This window comes from Streptomyces sp. NPDC004134 (assembly GCF_042874195.1).
Lineage (GTDB): Bacteria > Actinomycetota > Actinomycetes > Streptomycetales > Streptomycetaceae > Streptomyces.
The window spans coordinates 132,436-148,073 of sequence record NZ_JBIAMS010000013.1; the positions used below are offsets into that span (position 1 = coordinate 132,436).

17 protein-coding genes are annotated in these 15,638 nt (G+C 74.3%); 7 read left to right on the forward strand and 10 right to left on the reverse strand.

Annotated elements, in window-relative coordinates; translation table 11 throughout:
- Positions 1-143: 143 nt before the first annotated feature.
- Positions 144-959, reverse strand: a complete 816-nt coding sequence (locus ACFYVJ_RS18335; protein ID WP_388892536.1) for an anti-sigma factor family protein — start codon at positions 957-959, stop codon at positions 144-146.
- A complete protein-coding gene (gene sigE / locus ACFYVJ_RS18340) occupies positions 956-1,753 on the reverse strand; it encodes an RNA polymerase sigma factor SigE (protein ID WP_388892538.1) in 798 nt (265 codons plus the stop codon). Before sigE ends, ACFYVJ_RS18335 begins: the two co-directional genes overlap by 4 nt.
- A gap of 297 nt (positions 1,754-2,050) precedes the next feature.
- Between sigE and ACFYVJ_RS18345 the strand changes: the two genes are divergently transcribed.
- The gene (locus ACFYVJ_RS18345; protein WP_388892540.1) at positions 2,051-2,683 is read left to right on the forward strand and encodes an O-methyltransferase; all 633 of its coding nucleotides are present in this window, start codon (positions 2,051-2,053) and stop codon (positions 2,681-2,683) included.
- 194 nt (positions 2,684-2,877) lie between these two features.
- Here ACFYVJ_RS18345 and ACFYVJ_RS18350 read toward each other — a convergent pair whose 3' ends face one another.
- On the reverse strand, positions 2,878-3,045 hold the full coding sequence (locus ACFYVJ_RS18350) for a DUF3117 domain-containing protein (RefSeq protein ID WP_018834979.1): 168 nt from the start codon (positions 3,043-3,045) through the stop codon (positions 2,878-2,880).
- A 342-nt stretch (positions 3,046-3,387) separates the two neighbouring features.
- On the opposite strand from ACFYVJ_RS18350, the gene ACFYVJ_RS18355 reads away from it, so the two are divergent.
- A complete protein-coding gene (locus tag ACFYVJ_RS18355; RefSeq protein WP_388892542.1) occupies positions 3,388-4,191 on the forward strand; it encodes an enoyl-CoA hydratase-related protein in 804 nt (267 codons plus the stop codon).
- Between the two features lie 45 nt (positions 4,192-4,236).
- On the opposite strand, the gene ACFYVJ_RS18360 is transcribed toward ACFYVJ_RS18355, so the two are convergent.
- Together ACFYVJ_RS18360 and ACFYVJ_RS18365 are read right to left on the reverse strand one after the other, a co-directional pair.
- Entirely contained in the window at positions 4,237-4,818 is a 582-nt protein-coding gene (locus ACFYVJ_RS18360; RefSeq protein WP_388892544.1) for a DNA-3-methyladenine glycosylase I, read from the reverse strand.
- Positions 4,815-5,393 (reverse strand): DivIVA domain-containing protein, encoded by a 579-nt coding sequence (locus tag ACFYVJ_RS18365; RefSeq protein ID WP_388892546.1) that lies wholly within the window; start codon positions 5,391-5,393, stop codon positions 4,815-4,817. The genes ACFYVJ_RS18360 and ACFYVJ_RS18365 overlap by 4 nt, the downstream gene beginning before the upstream one ends.
- Positions 5,394-5,632: 239 nt before the next feature.
- On the opposite strand from ACFYVJ_RS18365, the gene folP reads away from it, so the two are divergent.
- On the forward strand, positions 5,633-6,493 hold the full coding sequence (gene folP / locus ACFYVJ_RS18370) for a dihydropteroate synthase (protein WP_388892548.1): 861 nt from the start codon (positions 5,633-5,635) through the stop codon (positions 6,491-6,493).
- 51 nt (positions 6,494-6,544) lie between these two features.
- On the opposite strand, the gene ACFYVJ_RS18375 is transcribed toward folP, so the two are convergent.
- Both ACFYVJ_RS18375 and dapE read right to left on the reverse strand, forming a co-directional pair.
- Entirely contained in the window at positions 6,545-7,285 is a 741-nt protein-coding gene (locus ACFYVJ_RS18375; protein ID WP_388892550.1) for a TIGR00730 family Rossman fold protein, read from the reverse strand.
- Between the two features lie 163 nt (positions 7,286-7,448).
- Positions 7,449-8,522 carry a succinyl-diaminopimelate desuccinylase gene (gene dapE, locus ACFYVJ_RS18380; RefSeq protein ID WP_388892552.1) on the reverse strand — a complete coding sequence of 358 codons (1,074 nt, stop codon included), beginning with the start codon at positions 8,520-8,522 and terminating at the stop codon, positions 7,449-7,451.
- Between the two features lie 171 nt (positions 8,523-8,693).
- On the opposite strand from dapE, the gene ACFYVJ_RS18385 reads away from it, so the two are divergent.
- Both ACFYVJ_RS18385 and ACFYVJ_RS18390 read left to right on the forward strand, forming a co-directional pair.
- Positions 8,694-9,653 (forward strand): heavy metal transporter, encoded by a 960-nt coding sequence (locus ACFYVJ_RS18385; RefSeq protein ID WP_388892554.1) that lies wholly within the window; start codon positions 8,694-8,696, stop codon positions 9,651-9,653.
- Between the two features lie 284 nt (positions 9,654-9,937).
- Positions 9,938-10,306, forward strand: coding sequence for a hypothetical protein (locus ACFYVJ_RS18390; protein WP_388892556.1), 369 nt, complete (start codon positions 9,938-9,940; stop codon positions 10,304-10,306).
- A gap of 136 nt (positions 10,307-10,442) precedes the next feature.
- Here ACFYVJ_RS18390 and dapC read toward each other — a convergent pair whose 3' ends face one another.
- Positions 10,443-11,549 (reverse strand): succinyldiaminopimelate transaminase, encoded by a 1,107-nt coding sequence (dapC, locus tag ACFYVJ_RS18395; protein WP_388892558.1) that lies wholly within the window; start codon positions 11,547-11,549, stop codon positions 10,443-10,445.
- A gap of 102 nt (positions 11,550-11,651) precedes the next feature.
- The gene (fdxA, locus tag ACFYVJ_RS18400; RefSeq protein WP_027754067.1) at positions 11,652-11,978 is read right to left on the reverse strand and encodes a ferredoxin; all 327 of its coding nucleotides are present in this window, start codon (positions 11,976-11,978) and stop codon (positions 11,652-11,654) included.
- Positions 11,979-12,089: 111 nt separating this feature from the next.
- Here fdxA and ACFYVJ_RS18405 point away from each other — a divergent pair, with 111 nt between their 5' ends.
- Both ACFYVJ_RS18405 and ACFYVJ_RS18410 read left to right on the forward strand, forming a co-directional pair.
- Entirely contained in the window at positions 12,090-13,103 is a 1,014-nt protein-coding gene (locus ACFYVJ_RS18405) for a GNAT family N-acetyltransferase (protein ID WP_388892561.1), read from the forward strand.
- 441 nt (positions 13,104-13,544) lie between these two features.
- Entirely contained in the window at positions 13,545-14,414 is an 870-nt protein-coding gene (locus tag ACFYVJ_RS18410) for a transglutaminase-like domain-containing protein (protein ID WP_388892563.1), read from the forward strand.
- Positions 14,415-14,489: 75 nt separating this feature from the next.
- Here the strand turns inward: ACFYVJ_RS18410 and ACFYVJ_RS18415 are convergent, their stop codons facing one another.
- The gene (locus tag ACFYVJ_RS18415) at positions 14,490-15,626 is read right to left on the reverse strand and encodes an ABC transporter ATP-binding protein (protein ID WP_388892565.1); all 1,137 of its coding nucleotides are present in this window, start codon (positions 15,624-15,626) and stop codon (positions 14,490-14,492) included.
- Positions 15,627-15,638 lie beyond the last annotated feature (12 nt).

Below are 15,638 nucleotides of genomic sequence, written 5' to 3' on the forward strand. Positions count from 1 at the left end.
CACACGTTCCGCATGCGACTGGGCGCGGACCGTCGCGGCCCGCAGTAGTTGCTCACCCGCCGGGCAGGCCCTAGCGATTCAATCAGGTGCATGCGGTCCGGCGCATCGCCCCGGGGCCGACGTCCCGCCGTCCCCGCGGGCGGTCACTGCGGCGACGGGGTGTTCATCCCGCTCAGTGCGGTCTGAGGCGCGGACGCGGGCGGCGCGGACGACGGCGGCTCGGTCACCGCGAAGACGGAGAGCAGCGGCGGCTGCGGCGTCGCGGTCGTGGCCGCCGTCGCGGAGGCGGCCATCTGCAGCGGGCCGCTCTGCGTGCCGTACGGCTGGACCGGGCCCGCGTCCTGTGCGCCGCCGGAGGTGGAGAGCTGGGGGTCGTACGAATAGCGCGCGGGCTCGCCGCGGTCGCCGGGGGTGACGGCCGGGGAGCCGCCGGAGGGGTCGACGGCCGACTCGATGGGCAGCGCGCCGCCGAGGGCGAGGGCGGCGAAGGAGACCGCGCCTGCGGCGGCGAACGCGAAGCGCCGCCCGCGGGCGACGGAGGGCCGCTCGACCTCGTGGATCGGGAACCCGCGGCCGCCGTCGAGCACAGCGCCGCCGAGCATGCCGCCGCCGAAGCCGCCGTTCCTGGCCGGGCGGGCGCCGCCGGTCCTGCCGCCCGTACGCGCGCTGCCGCCGGCTCCGCCCGCGAAGGGCGACCGGCCGGCGGCGTCGTCGAGATCGACACCCGGCAGGTTCTCCAGCCGGGCCAGGAGCCCGTCCGAGGGCGCCGGCGGGGCAGCGGCGGAGAACACGCTCTTGAGCCGACGCTGCTCGTCAGCCTCTGCCTTGCACCGGGGACACGTCGCCAGATGCGCGAGCACGCGGTCCCGCGAGTCGTGGGGCAGCTCCCCGTCGACCAGCGCCGCCAGCGCCTCGCCCAGGTGCTGCTCGGCGGGCGACAGCCCGCCCACGCTGCTCACAGCGTTCCGCCCTCCTCGTCCGAGCCGTAGGCGCCCTGCCCCGCCCCGGCGAGCGAGCGCTGCTCGGCCCTCGCCTCCGGGGAGCGGTGCTTGAGCGCCTTGCGCAGGTGGGAACGGCCGCGGTGGATCCGGCTGCGGACCGTGCCCAGCTTGACGCCCAGGGTGGCGGCGATCTCCTCGTACGACAGGCCCTCGATGTCGCACAGCACCACCGCTGCCCGGAACTCGGGCGCGAGGGTGTCCAGCGCCTGCTGGACGTCGGCGTCGAAGTGCGTGTCGTTGAAGTGCTGCTGCGGCGACGGCTCGCGGCTCGGCAGCCGCTCCGCGGCGTCGTCCCCGAGCGCGTCGAACCGGATGCGCTGCTTGCGCCGCACCTGGTCGAGGAAGAGATTCGTGGTGATGCGGTGCAGCCAGCCCTCGAACGTCCCCGGGGTGTACGTAGACAGCGACCGGAAGACGCGGATGAAGACCTCTTGCGTGAGGTCCTCGGCGTCGTGCCGGTTCCCGGTGAGGCGATAGGCGAGACGGTAGACGCGACCGCTGTGGGTGCTGACGATCTCCTCCCACGAAGGCGGAGTCCACCCCTTGGACGCGTCGTCGGCCGGGAACGCGGAGAATCCGGCAACGGTCACGGTGTCGGTGGCGTGGCTGCGGTCGTCAGCATTGTCGGTCACGGATTTCGGCTCATCCGGTGCCCGGGACCCTCGGCGGAAGCGCCGAAGGGTGCCCCCTTCGCCGGACGCGGCCGCACCTCCCCTGGTGGCTCTGGTGGTGTCCAGTAGGCCCCCTACCATATCCACCTCGCCCGTTAGCTCCGGATAAGCTCATCCGACCGGTATTTTCCCGCATTCAGCGGAAGCATCCCCGCCGGCATCCTTACCTCGTCCGTATCACTTCCGTCTCCCCCAACGCACGGTCCGGCCAGCAGGTTCCCAGGGGCAGCGGATACAGTCACGCTTGCGACGGATGCAGGTGCAGGTGCCAACGGGGAACAGGAGAAGGCGATTACCGGCAACCGGCTGGCGAGCTGGTCGTTCGCGGAGGCGTACGGCACGGACGGTGCCGCGGACGCCGACAGCGGCCGGGCCGGGGTGACCCCGGGCGACCCGGCGGCTGCGACGCGTGCGCAGGGCTCGGCGACGGCGGCGCTGCACTGGGCGCGGCAGCGGGCCCTGGAGGCGGGGCTGCGCCAGGTGTCCGCGGGCGCCGGGGCCGCGCTGCGGCTGCTGGCCGCGACGGCGGGCGCCAAGGCCGTGGTCGAGATCGGCACCGGCACCGGCGTCTCCGGCATCCATCTGCTCCAGGGCATGCGCCCCGGCGGGGTGCTGACGACCGTGGACCCGGAGCCGGAGCGGCAGCAGTTCGCGCGCCAGGCGTTCCGGGCGGCGGGGTTCGCCGCGAACCGGGCGCGGATCATCGTCGGCCGGGCGCTGGACGTGCTGCCGCGGCTGGCGGACGGCTCGTACGACATGGTGTTCTGCGACGGCGACCCGCTGGAGTGCCTGGAGTATCTCGGCGAATCGTTGCGCCTGCTGCGGCCCGGCGGCGTCGTGTGCTTCGAGGGCGTCTTCGCGGACGGGCGCACGGTGGACTCGGCTGCCCAGCCCGACGAGGTGCAGAAAGTGCGCGAGCTGCTGCGCGCGGTGAAGGAGAGCCGGGAGCTGATGCCCGCGCTGCTGCCGGTGGGGGACGGGCTGCTGTGCGCCGTCAAGCGCGAGGTGTGACGGGCGCGCTGGACCTGGCAGCCCGGCAGGAGACCCGCCGGACGTGACGGATGTCACGGGCGTACGGGCCGAGTGCCCGGACGGCACCGGTCCTGCCGCTGCCCCGTGGGAGGGGAACCGGGCCCTGAAGGACGATCCGCCCCGGCCACCGCGTGGCCGGGGCGCATACAGGGTTCTTCCGGACCTCGGTCCGACTAGCTGACGACCTTCTTCAGGGCGTCGCCGAGCGCGTCGGCTTCATCGGGGGTCAGCTCGACGACGAGCCGCCCGCCGCCTTCGAGCGGAACGCGCATGACGATGCCCCGCCCCTCCTTGGTCACCTCGAGCGGGCCGTCGCCCGTCCGCGGCTTCATGGCCGCCATGCTCGTTCCCCTTCCTGAAACCAGCTCTTCGTTGAGAAGCTTCGACGGCCCGTGGACAGGCTCGTCGCCACCGGCATCGAACACAGTGCTTCTCGCCCATTATCCCGCATTGCCGGTCCTGATGACCAACATCGGTCCGCATACTCTCGACGACGTGCGACCGCAAAACCTCCCAATTCCCGCCAGAGGGATGCGATACTGCGCCCTTCCCCGGCCGGGGCGCGCCGCGTTTCCATTTGACGCACGTCACATGTCGCGAAGCTGTGATCTCCGCCATGCTGACGGCACCGGACGAGACGCGGCAGAGCCCCGGTGACCCCGGGGCGTAGCGAAGGGAAGAACATGGCGGACACCGTGCTGTACGAGGTCGCCGACGGGCTCGCGACCGTCACCCTCAACCGCCCGGACGCGATGAACGCCCTCGACACCGAGGCCAAGAACGCCCTGCGCGACACCCTGCGGGAGGCCGCGGCGGACGACGCCGTACGGGCCGTGCTGCTCACCGGCGCGGGGCGGGCGTTCTGCGTCGGGCAGGACCTCAAGGAGCACATCGGCACCCTCGCCGCGGCCCGCGCCGCGCAGCGTACGGACCACGCGATGGACACCGTCACCGAGCACTACAACCCCATCGCCGCCACCCTCGCCGGGATGCCGAAGCCGGTGGTCGCGGGCGTCAACGGGGTCGCCGCCGGGGCCGGCGCGGGCTTCGCGTTCGCGGCGGACTACCGGGTGGTGGCCGACACCGCGTCGTTCAACACCTCCTTCGCGGGCGTCGCGCTGACCGCGGACTCCGGCGTCTCCTGGACCCTCCCCCGCCTCGTCGGCCACGGCCGCGCCGCCGACCTGCTGCTCTTCCCGCGCCGGATCCCGGCGGCCGAGGCGCTGGCGCTGGGCATCGCGAACGTCGTCGTACCGGCGGCGGACCTGGCCGCCGAGGCGGCGGCGGTGGCCCGCCGGCTCGCGGCGGGGCCGACGGGGGCGTACGCGGCGATCAAGGAGTCGCTGGCGTACGGGGCGGGCCACGGGCTCGCGGAGACGCTGGCGAAGGAGGCGGAGCTGCAGTCCCGCGCGGGCGCCTCGGAGGACCACAGGATCGCGGTGGAGGCGTTCGTGGCGAAGGAGGAGCCGCGCTTCACGGGCCGCTGATCCGGTACGGCGGCGGGGGCTGCCCGCCGCCGTGACCGCCCGCGGCTACCGCGCGTGGCAGTCCGCGAGGTGGTCGTCGACCAGGCCGCACGCCTGCATCAGCGCGTACGCCGTGGTGGGGCCGACGAACCGCACGCCGCGCCGCTTCAGCTCCTTGGCCAGCGCCTTCGACTCCGGGGTGACGGCCGGGACGTCGGAGATCGTGCGCGGCGCGGGGCGGCCGGCGGGGTCCGGGGCGTACGACCAGATCAGGGCGTCGAGTTCGCCGGGGGTCCAGGCGGCGAGGGTCTTGGCGTTGGCGATCGTGGCCTGCACCTTCAGCCGGTTGCGGATGATGCCCGGGTCGGCGAGCAGCCGCTGCTCGTCCTCCGGGCCGAACTCCGCCACGGCGGCGATCTCGAAGCCGGCGAAGGCCGCCCGGAAGCCCTCGCGGCGGCGCAGGATCGTCAGCCAGGACAGCCCGGACTGGAACGCCTCCAGCGACAGCCGCTCGAAGAGCGCGTCGTCGCCGTGTACGGGCCGGCCCCACTCCTCGTCGTGGTACGCGACGTAGTCCTCGGCGGACAGCCCCCAGGGGCAGCGCAGCAGCCCGTCGGGCCCGGCCACGGCCCCGCCCTCGGCGCTCATGCCCGGCCGTCCAGGCCGTCGCGCGGGGCCGCACCGCCCGGCTCCGGGCCGCGCGGACCCCGGCCGCCCGGGTCCGTGCCGCCGTTGCCCGGGCCGCCCGGCTCCCGCTCCACCCGGGCCGCTCCGCCGTTGCCGCGCCCGCCCAGGTCCCAGGTGCCCAGGTCCGTACCGCCGTTGCTCCGGCCGCCCGGGTCCGCGCCCCCGCCCGCGCCACCGAAGCCCGGGGCCGGCGGCGCGTCCTCGTATGCCTGCCCGCCCGGCCGTCCTCCGCGGTACGCCACCGCGTGCGCGCCCGCCAGGGCCGCCTCCAGCTCCGCGATGCGCGCGTCCCGCTCCGCCAGCTCCGCGGCGACGCGGTCCAGCGCGTCGTCCACGTCGTCCATGCGGTACCCCCGCAGGGCGACCGGCAGCCGCAGCGCGTCGATGTCGGCGCGGCCGAGCGGGCGGTCGGGCGGCAGCGGGTCGTGGAGCCGGTCCGGCTGCGGCTCGGTGAGCTCCTCCTCGCCGTTCCCCGCCAGCACGACGGTGACCGCGGCGACGACCGCGACCATGGCGATGAGCATGAACCAGAACACGATGTCTCCCCGTGGACAGCCGGGGCGCCGGATGGCCGCGCCCGGTACGCCGGGTGGCTGCGCCCCACCATAGCCGGGCCCTGTGACAGCCCCCGCGGCCCGGCGCACGGACCGTACCGGCACCGCGCCCGCACCGCACCGGCACCCCGGCCGACGCACCCCGCCCCGCCGCGCCCGCGGGCTAAGGTCGCTGGAAGGAGCCCGGGGCCGCCGCCCCGGAGGGCGTCAGAGGAGGCAGCATGCTGCGACTGGGGTCGCGCACTTTCGCCGCGCACGAGCCGGTGATCATGGCGATCGTCAACAGGACCCCGGACTCCTTCTACGACCAGGGCGCCACGTTCCGCGACGAGCCCGCGCTCGCCCGCGTCGAGCAGGCCGTCGCCGAGGGCGCGGCGATCATCGACGTCGGCGGGGTGAAGGCCGGCCCGGGCGAGGAGGTGTCGGCGGCGGAGGAGGTGCGCCGCACGGCGGGCTTCATCGCCGAGGTGCGCCGCCGCCACCCGGACGTCGTGATCAGCGTCGACACCTGGCGGCACGAGGTCGCCGAGGCCGCCTGCGCGGCCGGCGCGGACCTGCTGAACGACGCCTGGGGCGGCGTCGACCCGCTAGTCGCCGAGGTCGCCGCGCGGCACGGCGCGGGGCTCGTGTGCACCCACGCCGGCGGCGTGCAGCCGCGCACCCGGCCGCACCGCGTCGCGTACGACGACGTGATGGCCGACATCCTGCGGGTCACCCTCGGCCTCGCGGAGCGGGCCGTGGAGCTGGGCGTACGCCGCGACGGCATCCTGATCGACCCCGGGCACGACTTCGGCAAGAACACCCGGCACTCGCTGGAGGTCACCCGCAGGCTCGGCGAGATGACGGCGGCGGGCTGGCCGGTGCTGGTCTCGCTGTCGAACAAGGACTTCGTCGGCGAGACGCTGGACAAGCCGGTCAAGGAGCGGCTGGTCGGCACGCTCGCGACCACGGCGGTCTCGGCCTGGCTGGGGGCGCAGGTGTACCGGGTGCACGAGGTGGCGGAGACCCGGCAGGTGCTGGACATGGTGGCCGCCATCGCGGGCCACCGCCCGCCCGCGGTCACGCGCCGCGGGCTCGCCTAGCGGGTCCGTACGGGATCGCCGCGGACTCGCCTGGCGGCCCCCGTACCGGACCTACGGCGTCTCCTTGGTGACCAGGCCCACGGCCTCGGTCACGTCGTCCGTGATGTGGAACAGGTCGAGGTCCCGCTCGGCCGCCTTGCCGCCGTCCACGACGGTCTTGCGCAGCCAGTCGACCAGCCCGCCCCAGTACTCGCTGCCGAAGAGGACGATCGGGAACCGCGTGACCTTCTTCGTCTGCACCAGGGTCAGCGCCTCGAACAGCTCGTCCATCGTGCCGAATCCGCCCGGCAGCACCACGAACCCCTGGGAGTACTTCACGAAACAGGTCTTGCGCACGAAGAAGTAGCGGAAGTTCACGCCGAGGTCGACGTACCTGTTGAGCCCTTGCTCGAAGGGCAGCTCGATGCCCAGCCCCACGGACAGCCCGCCGGCCTCCAGCGCGCCCTTGTTCGCCGCCTCCATCACCCCGGGCCCGCCGCCGGTGATCACCCCGAAGCCGGCGTCCACCAGCCCCTTGCCGATCGCGACGCCCCGCGCGTACTCCGCGCTCTCGGGCGCCGTACGGGCCGAGCCGAAGACGCTGATCGCGGGCCCCACCTCGGCGAGCGCGCCGAACCCCTCGACGAACTCCGCCTGCATCCGCAGCACCCGCCACGGATCCTCGTGCACGTACTCCGCGGCGCGCTCCCGGGTGTCCAGCAGGTGCTGGTCCATCGTCCCGCGCTGGATGCGGCTGCGGCGGCGGATGACGGGGCCGAGCCGCTGCTCCTGGAACTCCTCGCGGTTCGCCACGGGCGCGCTCCCTTCCTCGTGCTGACTCGTGTCCGGCTACGAGTCTCCCCCGTACGGCTCTGCGCGTACGGCGATCTCCGGGCCCCAGGCTAGGCGAAGCCGCCCGAAGCCATGTGAACCCCGGCAGAAACCACGGCGGAACAGCCGGTGACGCGGCCCGCGCTCAGGCGGTGAGCCAGGCGCGCAGCCGCTCCTCGCAGTGGTGGATACGCGCCGTGTGCACGTGCTCGTCGCGCTTGTGCGCGTAGTTCGGGTCGCCGGGTCCGTAGTTCACCGCGGGGACGCCGAGGGCGGTGAAGCGGGCGACGTCCGTCCAGCCGTACTTCGGCCGCGGGGTGCCGCCGACCGCGGCGGTGAACGCGGCGGCCGCGGGGTGGGCCAGACCCGGCAGGGCGCCGGGGGAGCTGTCCTCGACGGTGATCCCGGCGATGCCGCAGCCGTCGAAGTACTCCCGTACGAAGGCGATCGCCTCCTCCTCCGAGCGGTCGGGGGCGTAGCGGAAGTTGACGGTGACCTCGCAGACGTCCGGCACGACGTTGCCTGCCACGCCGCCGGAGACGCGGACGGCGTTGAGGCCCTCGCGGTACTCCAGGCCGTCGATGACGGCGCGCCGCGACTCGTACGCCGCGAGCCGGGCCAGGGCGGGGGCGGCGGCGTGGATGGCGTTGGTGCCGAGCCAGCTCCGCGCGGAGTGGGCGCGTTCGCCCTCCGTACGGAGGACGGCGCGCAGCGTGCCCTGGCAGCCGCCCTCGATCTCGCCGTCGGACGGCTCCAGCAGCACGGCGAAGTCGCCCGTGAGCCAGTCGGGGTGGCGCTCGGCGAGACGGCGCAGGCCGTTGCGGGAGGCGTCGACCTCCTCGTTGTCGTAGAAGACGAAGGTGAGGTCGCGGTTGGGCGCGGGCACGGTGGCGGCGATGCGCAGTTGGACGGCGACGCCGGCCTTCATGTCGGAGGTGCCGCAGCCCCACAGGACGCCGTCCTCCCACGTGCCGTCGAGGCGCGAGGGCAGGTTGCCCGCGACGGGCACGGTGTCGAGGTGCCCGGCGAGCACGACGCGCTCGGCGCGGCCCAGCCGGGTCCTGGCGACGACGGCGTCGCCGTCGCGGTCCACCTCCAGATGGCCCAGGCGGCGCAGCGCGGTCTCGACCAGGTCGGCGAGGTGCTTCTCGTCGCCGCTGACGGAGGCGGTGTCGACGAGCTGGGCGGTGAGCCGTGCGGCATCGAGCGTCAAGTCCATGCCGACGACCCTACGGCCCGGTGCGCCGGGCCCTCGCGCGGTCCGCAGGCCGCCCGTCCACCGCCCCCACGTCCGCCGTACGCCGTACGCACCCCGTACGCGCACCGGCGGACGCCGCCCGCCGCGCTCCCGGCGGCCGCGGTTGCCCGCCGCGAACGCTACGGTGGGCCCGTGCCAGCCTCCGACGTCTTCCGCCGCCGCCTCCTCCGCGCGTTCGTCGCGCTCGCGGTGCTCGGCGGCGTGGGCGCGTACCTGCTGGTCCACCTCAACACCGGCGGCGGCCCCGCGCCGCGCTGCGAGGTGCGCGGCAAGGGCGAGGGCGAACCGTACGAGCTGGATCCGGAGCAGGCCGCCAACGCGGCGACGATAAGCGCCGTGGCGTCCTCCCGGCGGCTGCCGGAGCGCGCGGTGACCATCGCGATCGCCACCGCCATGCAGGAGTCGGGGCTGCGCAACATCGAGCACGGCGACCGCGATTCGCTCGGGCTCTTCCAGCAGCGCCCGTCCCAGGGCTGGGGCACGGAGGAGGAGATCCTCGATCCGGTGTACTCCACCGGCAAGTTCTACGAGCACCTGGCGGAGATCCCCGGCTACTCCCGGCTGCCGCTCACCGAGGCCGCGCAGCGCGTGCAGCGCAGCGGCTTCCCGCAGGCGTACGCGAAGCACGAGCCGGCCGCCGCCCGGCTGGCCGCCGCACTGACGGGCCGCGACGGCGGCGCCTTCTCCTGCACGACGGCCAAGGGCGACACCCGCTCCGGCGATCCCGCGCTGCTGCGCGAGGCACTGAAGCGCGAGTTCGGCGCCGGCGTGCTGCCGGAGCCGGACACGGGCGGCTCGGGCGGCTCGGGCGGCTCGGGCGAGGGGTCAGGGGGCGCGAACGGGGCCGGCGGCGGGCAGGTTCTGGTGCTGCCGGTCGCCGGGGACGGCGCGGGCGGCGGCGCGGACGCGGCGGGCCGCGGCTGGGAGCTGGCGCACTGGGCGGTGGCGCAGGCGCCGCGGCTGCGGGTCGCGCAGGTGTCCTTCGCGGGCCGCGAATGGCGGGCCGAGGAGTCGTCGGCGGGCTGGCGCGAGGTCGAGGGCGCGAACGCGGAGGCGGGCGCGGCGTCGGTCCGTATCGTCACCGAGCCGTAGCGCGCGCAGACCCGTACGGGGGAAGCCGGTCAACACAGGCTGACGGCGCGACGCCATTCCGCGTTCTTTTCCACGATCCGACAATTGCCCGGTGGGGCGGGTCCCCGACCTGTCGAACGGTGCTCGCACCGACCCGCTTTGCCCGGGTTTCTGGCGAAGCAGATTATGCGACGCATTACCAACTCTTTACATAGAGCGACCGCAACCTTCCGGCTCCTCACGCGGTAGTCACAGCGTCCGCACGGCGGACGTGACCATCAGTAGCCCTCCGCAAAAGGAGCACCATGTCCCACCCCCTGAAGCGCCACCTCGCCCGGGTCGCACTCGTCGTCGCTGCGGGTGCCGCCCCGGTCGTCGGCGCCGCGGGTGCCGCAAGCGCCGTCGAGCTGCCCAGCACGAACGGCCTGAACCCGGTCAGCGCGCTGGACACCAGCGCGCTGCCCGCGACCGCCTCCCAGACCGGCGGCGAGGTGCTCACCACCGGTAACGAGACTGCGAAGCAGCTCGGCGAGAACGCAGGACCGACCAGCGAGAAGGCTCTCGGCGCGGTCCAGGACACCACTGGCAAGACCGTCGAGCAGGGCCAGGGCGCCCTCGGCGACACCGCCGCGAACCTGACCCCGGAGCTGCCCACGTCGGGCCTGGGCCTCTGAGCCCGCCCGGCTGACCCACGAGGCCGCCGGGCCCGCGGAGCCGTCCTCCGCGGGCCCGGCGGCCCGTCGGCGCCGCAGCGGGTCGTGCCGTCGGCGCTCCCGGGATCACCCGGGACGGCGGCGGCGCTGCGGCGCCTCAGCTCCGCAGCGCCGCCAGCCGCTCCACGGCCGCGGCCACGCGCTCGTCGGTCGCCGTGAACGCCACCCGTACGAACCGCTCCCCCGCGGCCCCGTAGAACTCGCCGGGCGCCACCGCGATCCCCAGCTTCGCCAGCTCGGCGACCGTGTCCCAGCACGGCTCGTCCCGCGTCGCCCACAGATACAGCGACGCCTCGCTGTGCTCGATCCGGAAGCCCGCCCCCGTCAGCGCCTCGCGCAGCGCGGCCCGCCGCCGGGCGTAGCGCTCGCGCTGCTCGGCCACGTGCCGCGCGTCGCCCAGCGCGGCGATCATCGCCTGCTGCACCGGCTTCGGCACCATCATCCCCGTGTGCTTGCGCACCGCGACCAGCTCGCGCACCACCGCCGCGTCGCCGCCGGCGAACCCGGCGCGGTAGCCGGCCAGGTTGGAGCGCTTCGACAGCGAGTGGACGGCGAGCAGTCCCTCGTACGAGCCCTCGCTGACCGACGGGTGCAGCACGGACACCGGGTCGGTCTCCCAGCCCAGCTCCAGATAGCACTCGTCGGAGGCGACCAGCACCCCGTGCGCCCGCGCCCACACCACCGCGCGGCGCAGCTCGGCCGCGTCCATGGTGCGCCCGGTGGGGTTCGACGGGGTGTTGAGCCAGAGCAGCTTCACCCGCGCCGGGTCGAGGTCCGTGACCGGATCCGCGTACGTCACGGGCTCGGCCCGCGCCGTCAGCGCCCCGATCTCGTACGTCGGATAGGCGAGCCGCGGATACGCGACCTGGTCGCCCGGCTCCAGCCCCAGCAGCGTCGGCAGCCAGCCGACCAGCTCCTTGGTCCCGATCGCCGGCAGCACCGCGTCCGGCCCGGCCTCCGCCCCGAGCCGGCGGCCGAACCAGCCGGCGATGGCCTCGCGCAGTGCCGGGGTGCCCCAGGCGAGCGGATAGCCGGGGCTGTCGGCGGCGTCCGCGAGCGCGGCCCTGATCACCTCGGGGACGGGGTCGACGGGGGTGCCGACGGACAGGTCGACGATGCCGCCGGGATGGGCGGCGGCGGCGGTCTTGTACGGCTCCAGCCGGTCCCAGGGGAAGACGGGCAGCCGGGAGGTGACGGGTCGCACTCTCTCTGTCCTCAATCGACGCAACAGCCCCCGCCGATCAGCCCGGGGCCGACGGGGCGGGGGCAATGCGTATCGCCGTGGTTCTGGGTCCTGCTCGTGTGCTTACTCGTCGTGCTCCTGCGGCGGGAGGGCCGCGACGATCGGGTGGTCCCGCTCGATGAGGCCGAGCTTCGAGGCGCCACCGGGCGAACCGAGGTCGTCGAAGAACTCGACGTTCACCTTGTAGTAGTCCTTCCACTCCTCCGGAGTGTCGTCCTCGTAGAAGATCGCCTCCACGGGGCAGACCGGCTCGCAAGCACCGCAGTCGACGCACTCGTCCGGGTGGATGTACAAGAACCTCTGGCCCTCGTAGATGCAGTCGACGGGGCACTCCTCAATGCAGGCCTTGTCCTTGAGGTCCACACAAGGCTCTGCGATGACGTAGGTCACGCTGTCGTTCCTCCTCGATCAGGCTGGCGGCGCGGGAGCGCGGCGTGTCGATGCCCGCACCTAGTATCTCCGTTCCCGGGCACGGAGCGAACAAGAGGGGCGTGGAGAGCTGTGGAATTCACCACTGGGGCGCGGCTCGAAATCCGTATCACCCACGCTGACGTGGGAAAACGCGTTTCGGTACGGCGACTGACAGATGCCTGCGAGGGGGACGCGCGGTTCACTGACGCGGTCGGTGTGCTCACATCGTGGGACGCCGGCGAACTGCGTCTCACCAGGCGGAACGGCCAGGTCGTCCGGATTCCGGAGGCCGCGGTGGTGGCGGCGAAGGTCGTACCGCCCGCACCGGCGCGGCGGCGCGGCCCGGCCGCGACGGCGGCGGAGCTGACCCGGGTGGCGGCGCGGGGCTGGCCGCCGGTGGAGAGCGAACACCTGGGCGACTGGACGCTGCGGGCCTCGGCCGGCTTCACGAGCCGGGCCAACTCGGTGCTGCCGCAGGGCGACCCGGGGCTGCCGCTGGACGCGGCGCTGGCGCGGGTGACGCGGTGGTACGGGGAGCGGGGGCTGCCGGCGCTGGTGCAGGTCGCGACGGGCGCGGCGGACACGGCGGAGCCGCTGGCGGCGGAGCTGGACGCGCGGGGGTGGACGGTGCGGCGGACGGCGCTGATGCAGATCGGCGAGCTGGCGCCGGTGGCCGACCGGGGGGACGCGGAGCGGGTTTCGCTGTCCCGTACGACGTCGGCGGAGTGGTTCTCGCTGTACAACCGGGCGGCGGAGCCGACGCCCGCGGCCCGTACGGTGCTGGAGGGCGGCCCTTCGGTGTGGTTCGCGACGGTCCGGGACCCGTCCGGCGCGGACCCGTCCGGTACCCCGGCGGCGATCGGCCGCTGCGTGGTCGACGGCCGCTGGGCGGGCTTCGCGGCGGTCGAGGTCGCCCCGGCCCACCGCCGCCGGGGCCTGGCCACGGCGGTGATGACGGCCCTGGCCACCCGCGCCCTGGAGGAGGGCGCCTCGGCGGCGTACCTCCAGGTGGAACCGGACAACGCCGCAGCCCTGTCCCTCTACGGCGCCCTGGGCTTCACCACCCACCACAGCTACCACTACCGCCACCACCCCACGCCGTAGGAGAAGCGGGGGCACCTTCGCACACGAGCACGCAGCGAGCGGGGCGCCCGCGGCTGACCGGGCGGTGAGGGCGCGTCCGCGGGTCGAGCGGCAATCGGGCGGAGAGCCCCCGCGGGGCAGACGGCGCGGACCGCCCGGCGGCACGCCGCGGGCGTTTGCGCCCCGGGCGCACCCGCTCGGGCACACGTATCCCTCGCACGGACAGACCGCACGGAGTCCGACCGGCGGCACGCCGCAGGGGTCGGCGCCACGGTGGCGGCAGCCCGCGCGGCGAGGCCCCGCAGGCTCTCTCGCCCGCGCGGACACGCGCCACCGGCCGAACGGTCCCCCACCAGCCCGGCCGCCCCGCGGCAGCCCCAGCGGCGTACCACCGCCAACTTCCTTCACATCGGTCGCACGTTTGCGCGGGACGTGCTCCCTGTTGCGTCGCACAATGGGGGCATGAGTACGTCCGGAGTCGATCACCGGGCCCGGTTCGCGGAGGAGGCTCGCGTGCCGCGGCCCGATCTCGCGCTGCTCTGTCTGCTCGTCGGGGCCGAGACCGATCCCGGGCTCGACGAGCGCGGCATCGACGCCGTGCAGATCGAGCTGGACGAGCTGGCCGGGCAGTTGCCGTACGCGCCCGGCGGCCCCCGCGCGTGGGCCCGGGCCGCCGCCGAGCTGCTCGGGGAGCGGTACGGGTTCCACGGCACGCCCGGCGACTACCGGCGGCTGGAGTCGTCCCAACTGCACGAGGTCCTGCGCCGCCGCCGCGGCCTGCCGATCATGCTCTCCGTCATCTGGATGGAGGTCGCCCGCCGCGCCGGCGCCCCGGTGTACGGCGTGGCCCTCCCCGGGCACTTCGTCGTCGGCTTCGGCCCGGCCCCCGCAGGACAGCCCCTCACCGGCCGTTCCGCCGCCGGCGGCCACGTCCTCGCCGATCCCTTCGACGGCGGCCGGCTCCTGTCCCCCGGCGACGCCGAGCTGCTCGTCGCCGAGGCCACCGGCGGCGAGCCGCTGTCACCCGCGATGCTCGTACCGGCCGATCCGCTCGCCATCGTGCTGCGCATCCTCAACAACATCCGCGCCTGGGCCGCCCGCCGCCCCGAGCAGTCCGACGTGCAGCTCGCCGCCGTCGAGCTGGCCCTGCTGCTCCCCAGCCACCCCGCCCGGCTGCGCCACGAGCGGGCCCAGCTCCTCATCGCCCGCGGCGACTTCGTCACCGGGGCGGCGGAGCTGGAGGAGTACGCCTCGGTGATCGCGGCCATGGAGCCGCAGGCCGCGGAGAACCTGCGCCGCCAGGCCCGCGCCGCCCGCGCCCGCCTCAACTGACCCGCGGCACCGCGCCCGTACACGCATGGAGGCCGGTGCCCAGGGCACCAGCCTCCATGCGGGACGAGCTGCGCGCTACTCCTTCGCCGGAGCCGCGCTCGAACCTTCCTCCAGCGCGGCCAGCGCCTTGTCCAGGATGACCTCTTCGTCCCGCTCCACCGTCGGCTCCTCGGGGAAGTGGCACGCGGTCAGGTGCCCCGCGTTGTTGCCGCCGATCTGCACCAGCGGCGGCTCCTTCTCCGCGCACACGTCCTGCGCCTTCCAGCACCGGGTGCGGAACCGGCACCCGGACGGCGGGTTGATCGGCGACGGCACGTCGCCCGCCAGCCGGATGCGCTCCCGCGGCGTGTCCTCCTCGTCCTCCGAGAGGGTCGCCTCCGGAACGGCCGAGAGCAGGGCGTGGGTGTACGGGTGCCGCGGCCGCGCGTAGATGTCGTCCCGGGGACCGACCTCGACGACCTTCCCCAGGTACATCACCGCGACGCGCTGGGAGAAGTGCCGCACGACCGCCAGGTCGTGCGCGATGAAGAGGAACGCGATGCCCATCTCCCGCTGCAGTTCCTGCAGCAGGTTGACGACCTGCGCCTGGATCGACACGTCCAGCGCCGAGACCGGCTCGTCCGCCACGATCAGCTTCGGCTTCAGCGCCAGCGCCCGCGCGACCCCGATGCGCTGCCGCTGGCCGCCGGAGAACTCGTGCGGGAAGCGGTTGTAGTGCTCGGGGTTGAGGCCGACGGTCTCCAGCAGCTCGCGGACCCGCTTCTCCCGCCCGCCGGGCGGGTTGATCCCGTTGACCTCCATCGGGCTGCTGATGATGGTGCCGACGGTCTGCCGCGGGTTCAGCGACGAGTACGGGTCCTGGAAGATCATCTGGATCTCGGACCTGATCGGCGCCAACTGCCTGCGCTTGGCGTACGTGATGTCCTGGCCGCGGTACGTGATCTTGCCACCGGTCGGCTCCAGCAGCCGCGTGAGCAGCCGCCCGGTCGTCGACTTGCCGCAGCCCGACTCGCCGACCAGGCCGAGGCTCTCGGCCGCGCGTACCTCCAGGTCGATGCCGTCGACCGCCTGCACCGCGCCGACCCGCCGCTTGATCGGGAAGCCGCCCATGATCGGGAAGTGCTTGGTGAGCCCCTCCGCGGTGAGCAGTTCCTCGCCGACCGTGGTGGGGGTGTCGTCCCGGGGGCCGGGGAGGGTGAGTTCTTTGCTCATGGTGGTCAGTCT

Bases quoted from the DNA above. Each gene is read 5' to 3' on its own strand.
- sigE (WP_388892538.1), bottom strand. From the start codon at position 1,753: ATGGTAGGGGGCCTACTGGACACCACCAGAGCCACCAGGGGAGGTGCG.
- ACFYVJ_RS18350 (WP_018834979.1), bottom strand. From the start codon at position 3,045: ATGGCGGCCATGAAGCCGCGGACGGGCGACGGCCCGCTCGAGGTGACC.
- ACFYVJ_RS18355 (WP_388892542.1), top strand. From the start codon at position 3,388: ATGGCGGACACCGTGCTGTACGAGGTCGCCGACGGGCTCGCGACCGTC.
- ACFYVJ_RS18360 (WP_388892544.1), bottom strand. From the start codon at position 4,818: ATGAGCGCCGAGGGCGGGGCCGTGGCCGGGCCCGACGGGCTGCTGCGC.
- folP (WP_388892548.1), top strand. From the start codon at position 5,633: ATGCTGCGACTGGGGTCGCGCACTTTCGCCGCGCACGAGCCGGTGATC.
- dapE (WP_388892552.1), bottom strand. From the start codon at position 8,522: ATGGACTTGACGCTCGATGCCGCACGGCTCACCGCCCAGCTCGTCGAC.
- ACFYVJ_RS18390 (WP_388892556.1), top strand. From the start codon at position 9,938: ATGTCCCACCCCCTGAAGCGCCACCTCGCCCGGGTCGCACTCGTCGTC.
- ACFYVJ_RS18410 (WP_388892563.1), top strand. From the start codon at position 13,545: ATGAGTACGTCCGGAGTCGATCACCGGGCCCGGTTCGCGGAGGAGGCT.
- ACFYVJ_RS18415 (WP_388892565.1), bottom strand. From the start codon at position 15,626: ATGAGCAAAGAACTCACCCTCCCCGGCCCCCGGGACGACACCCCCACC.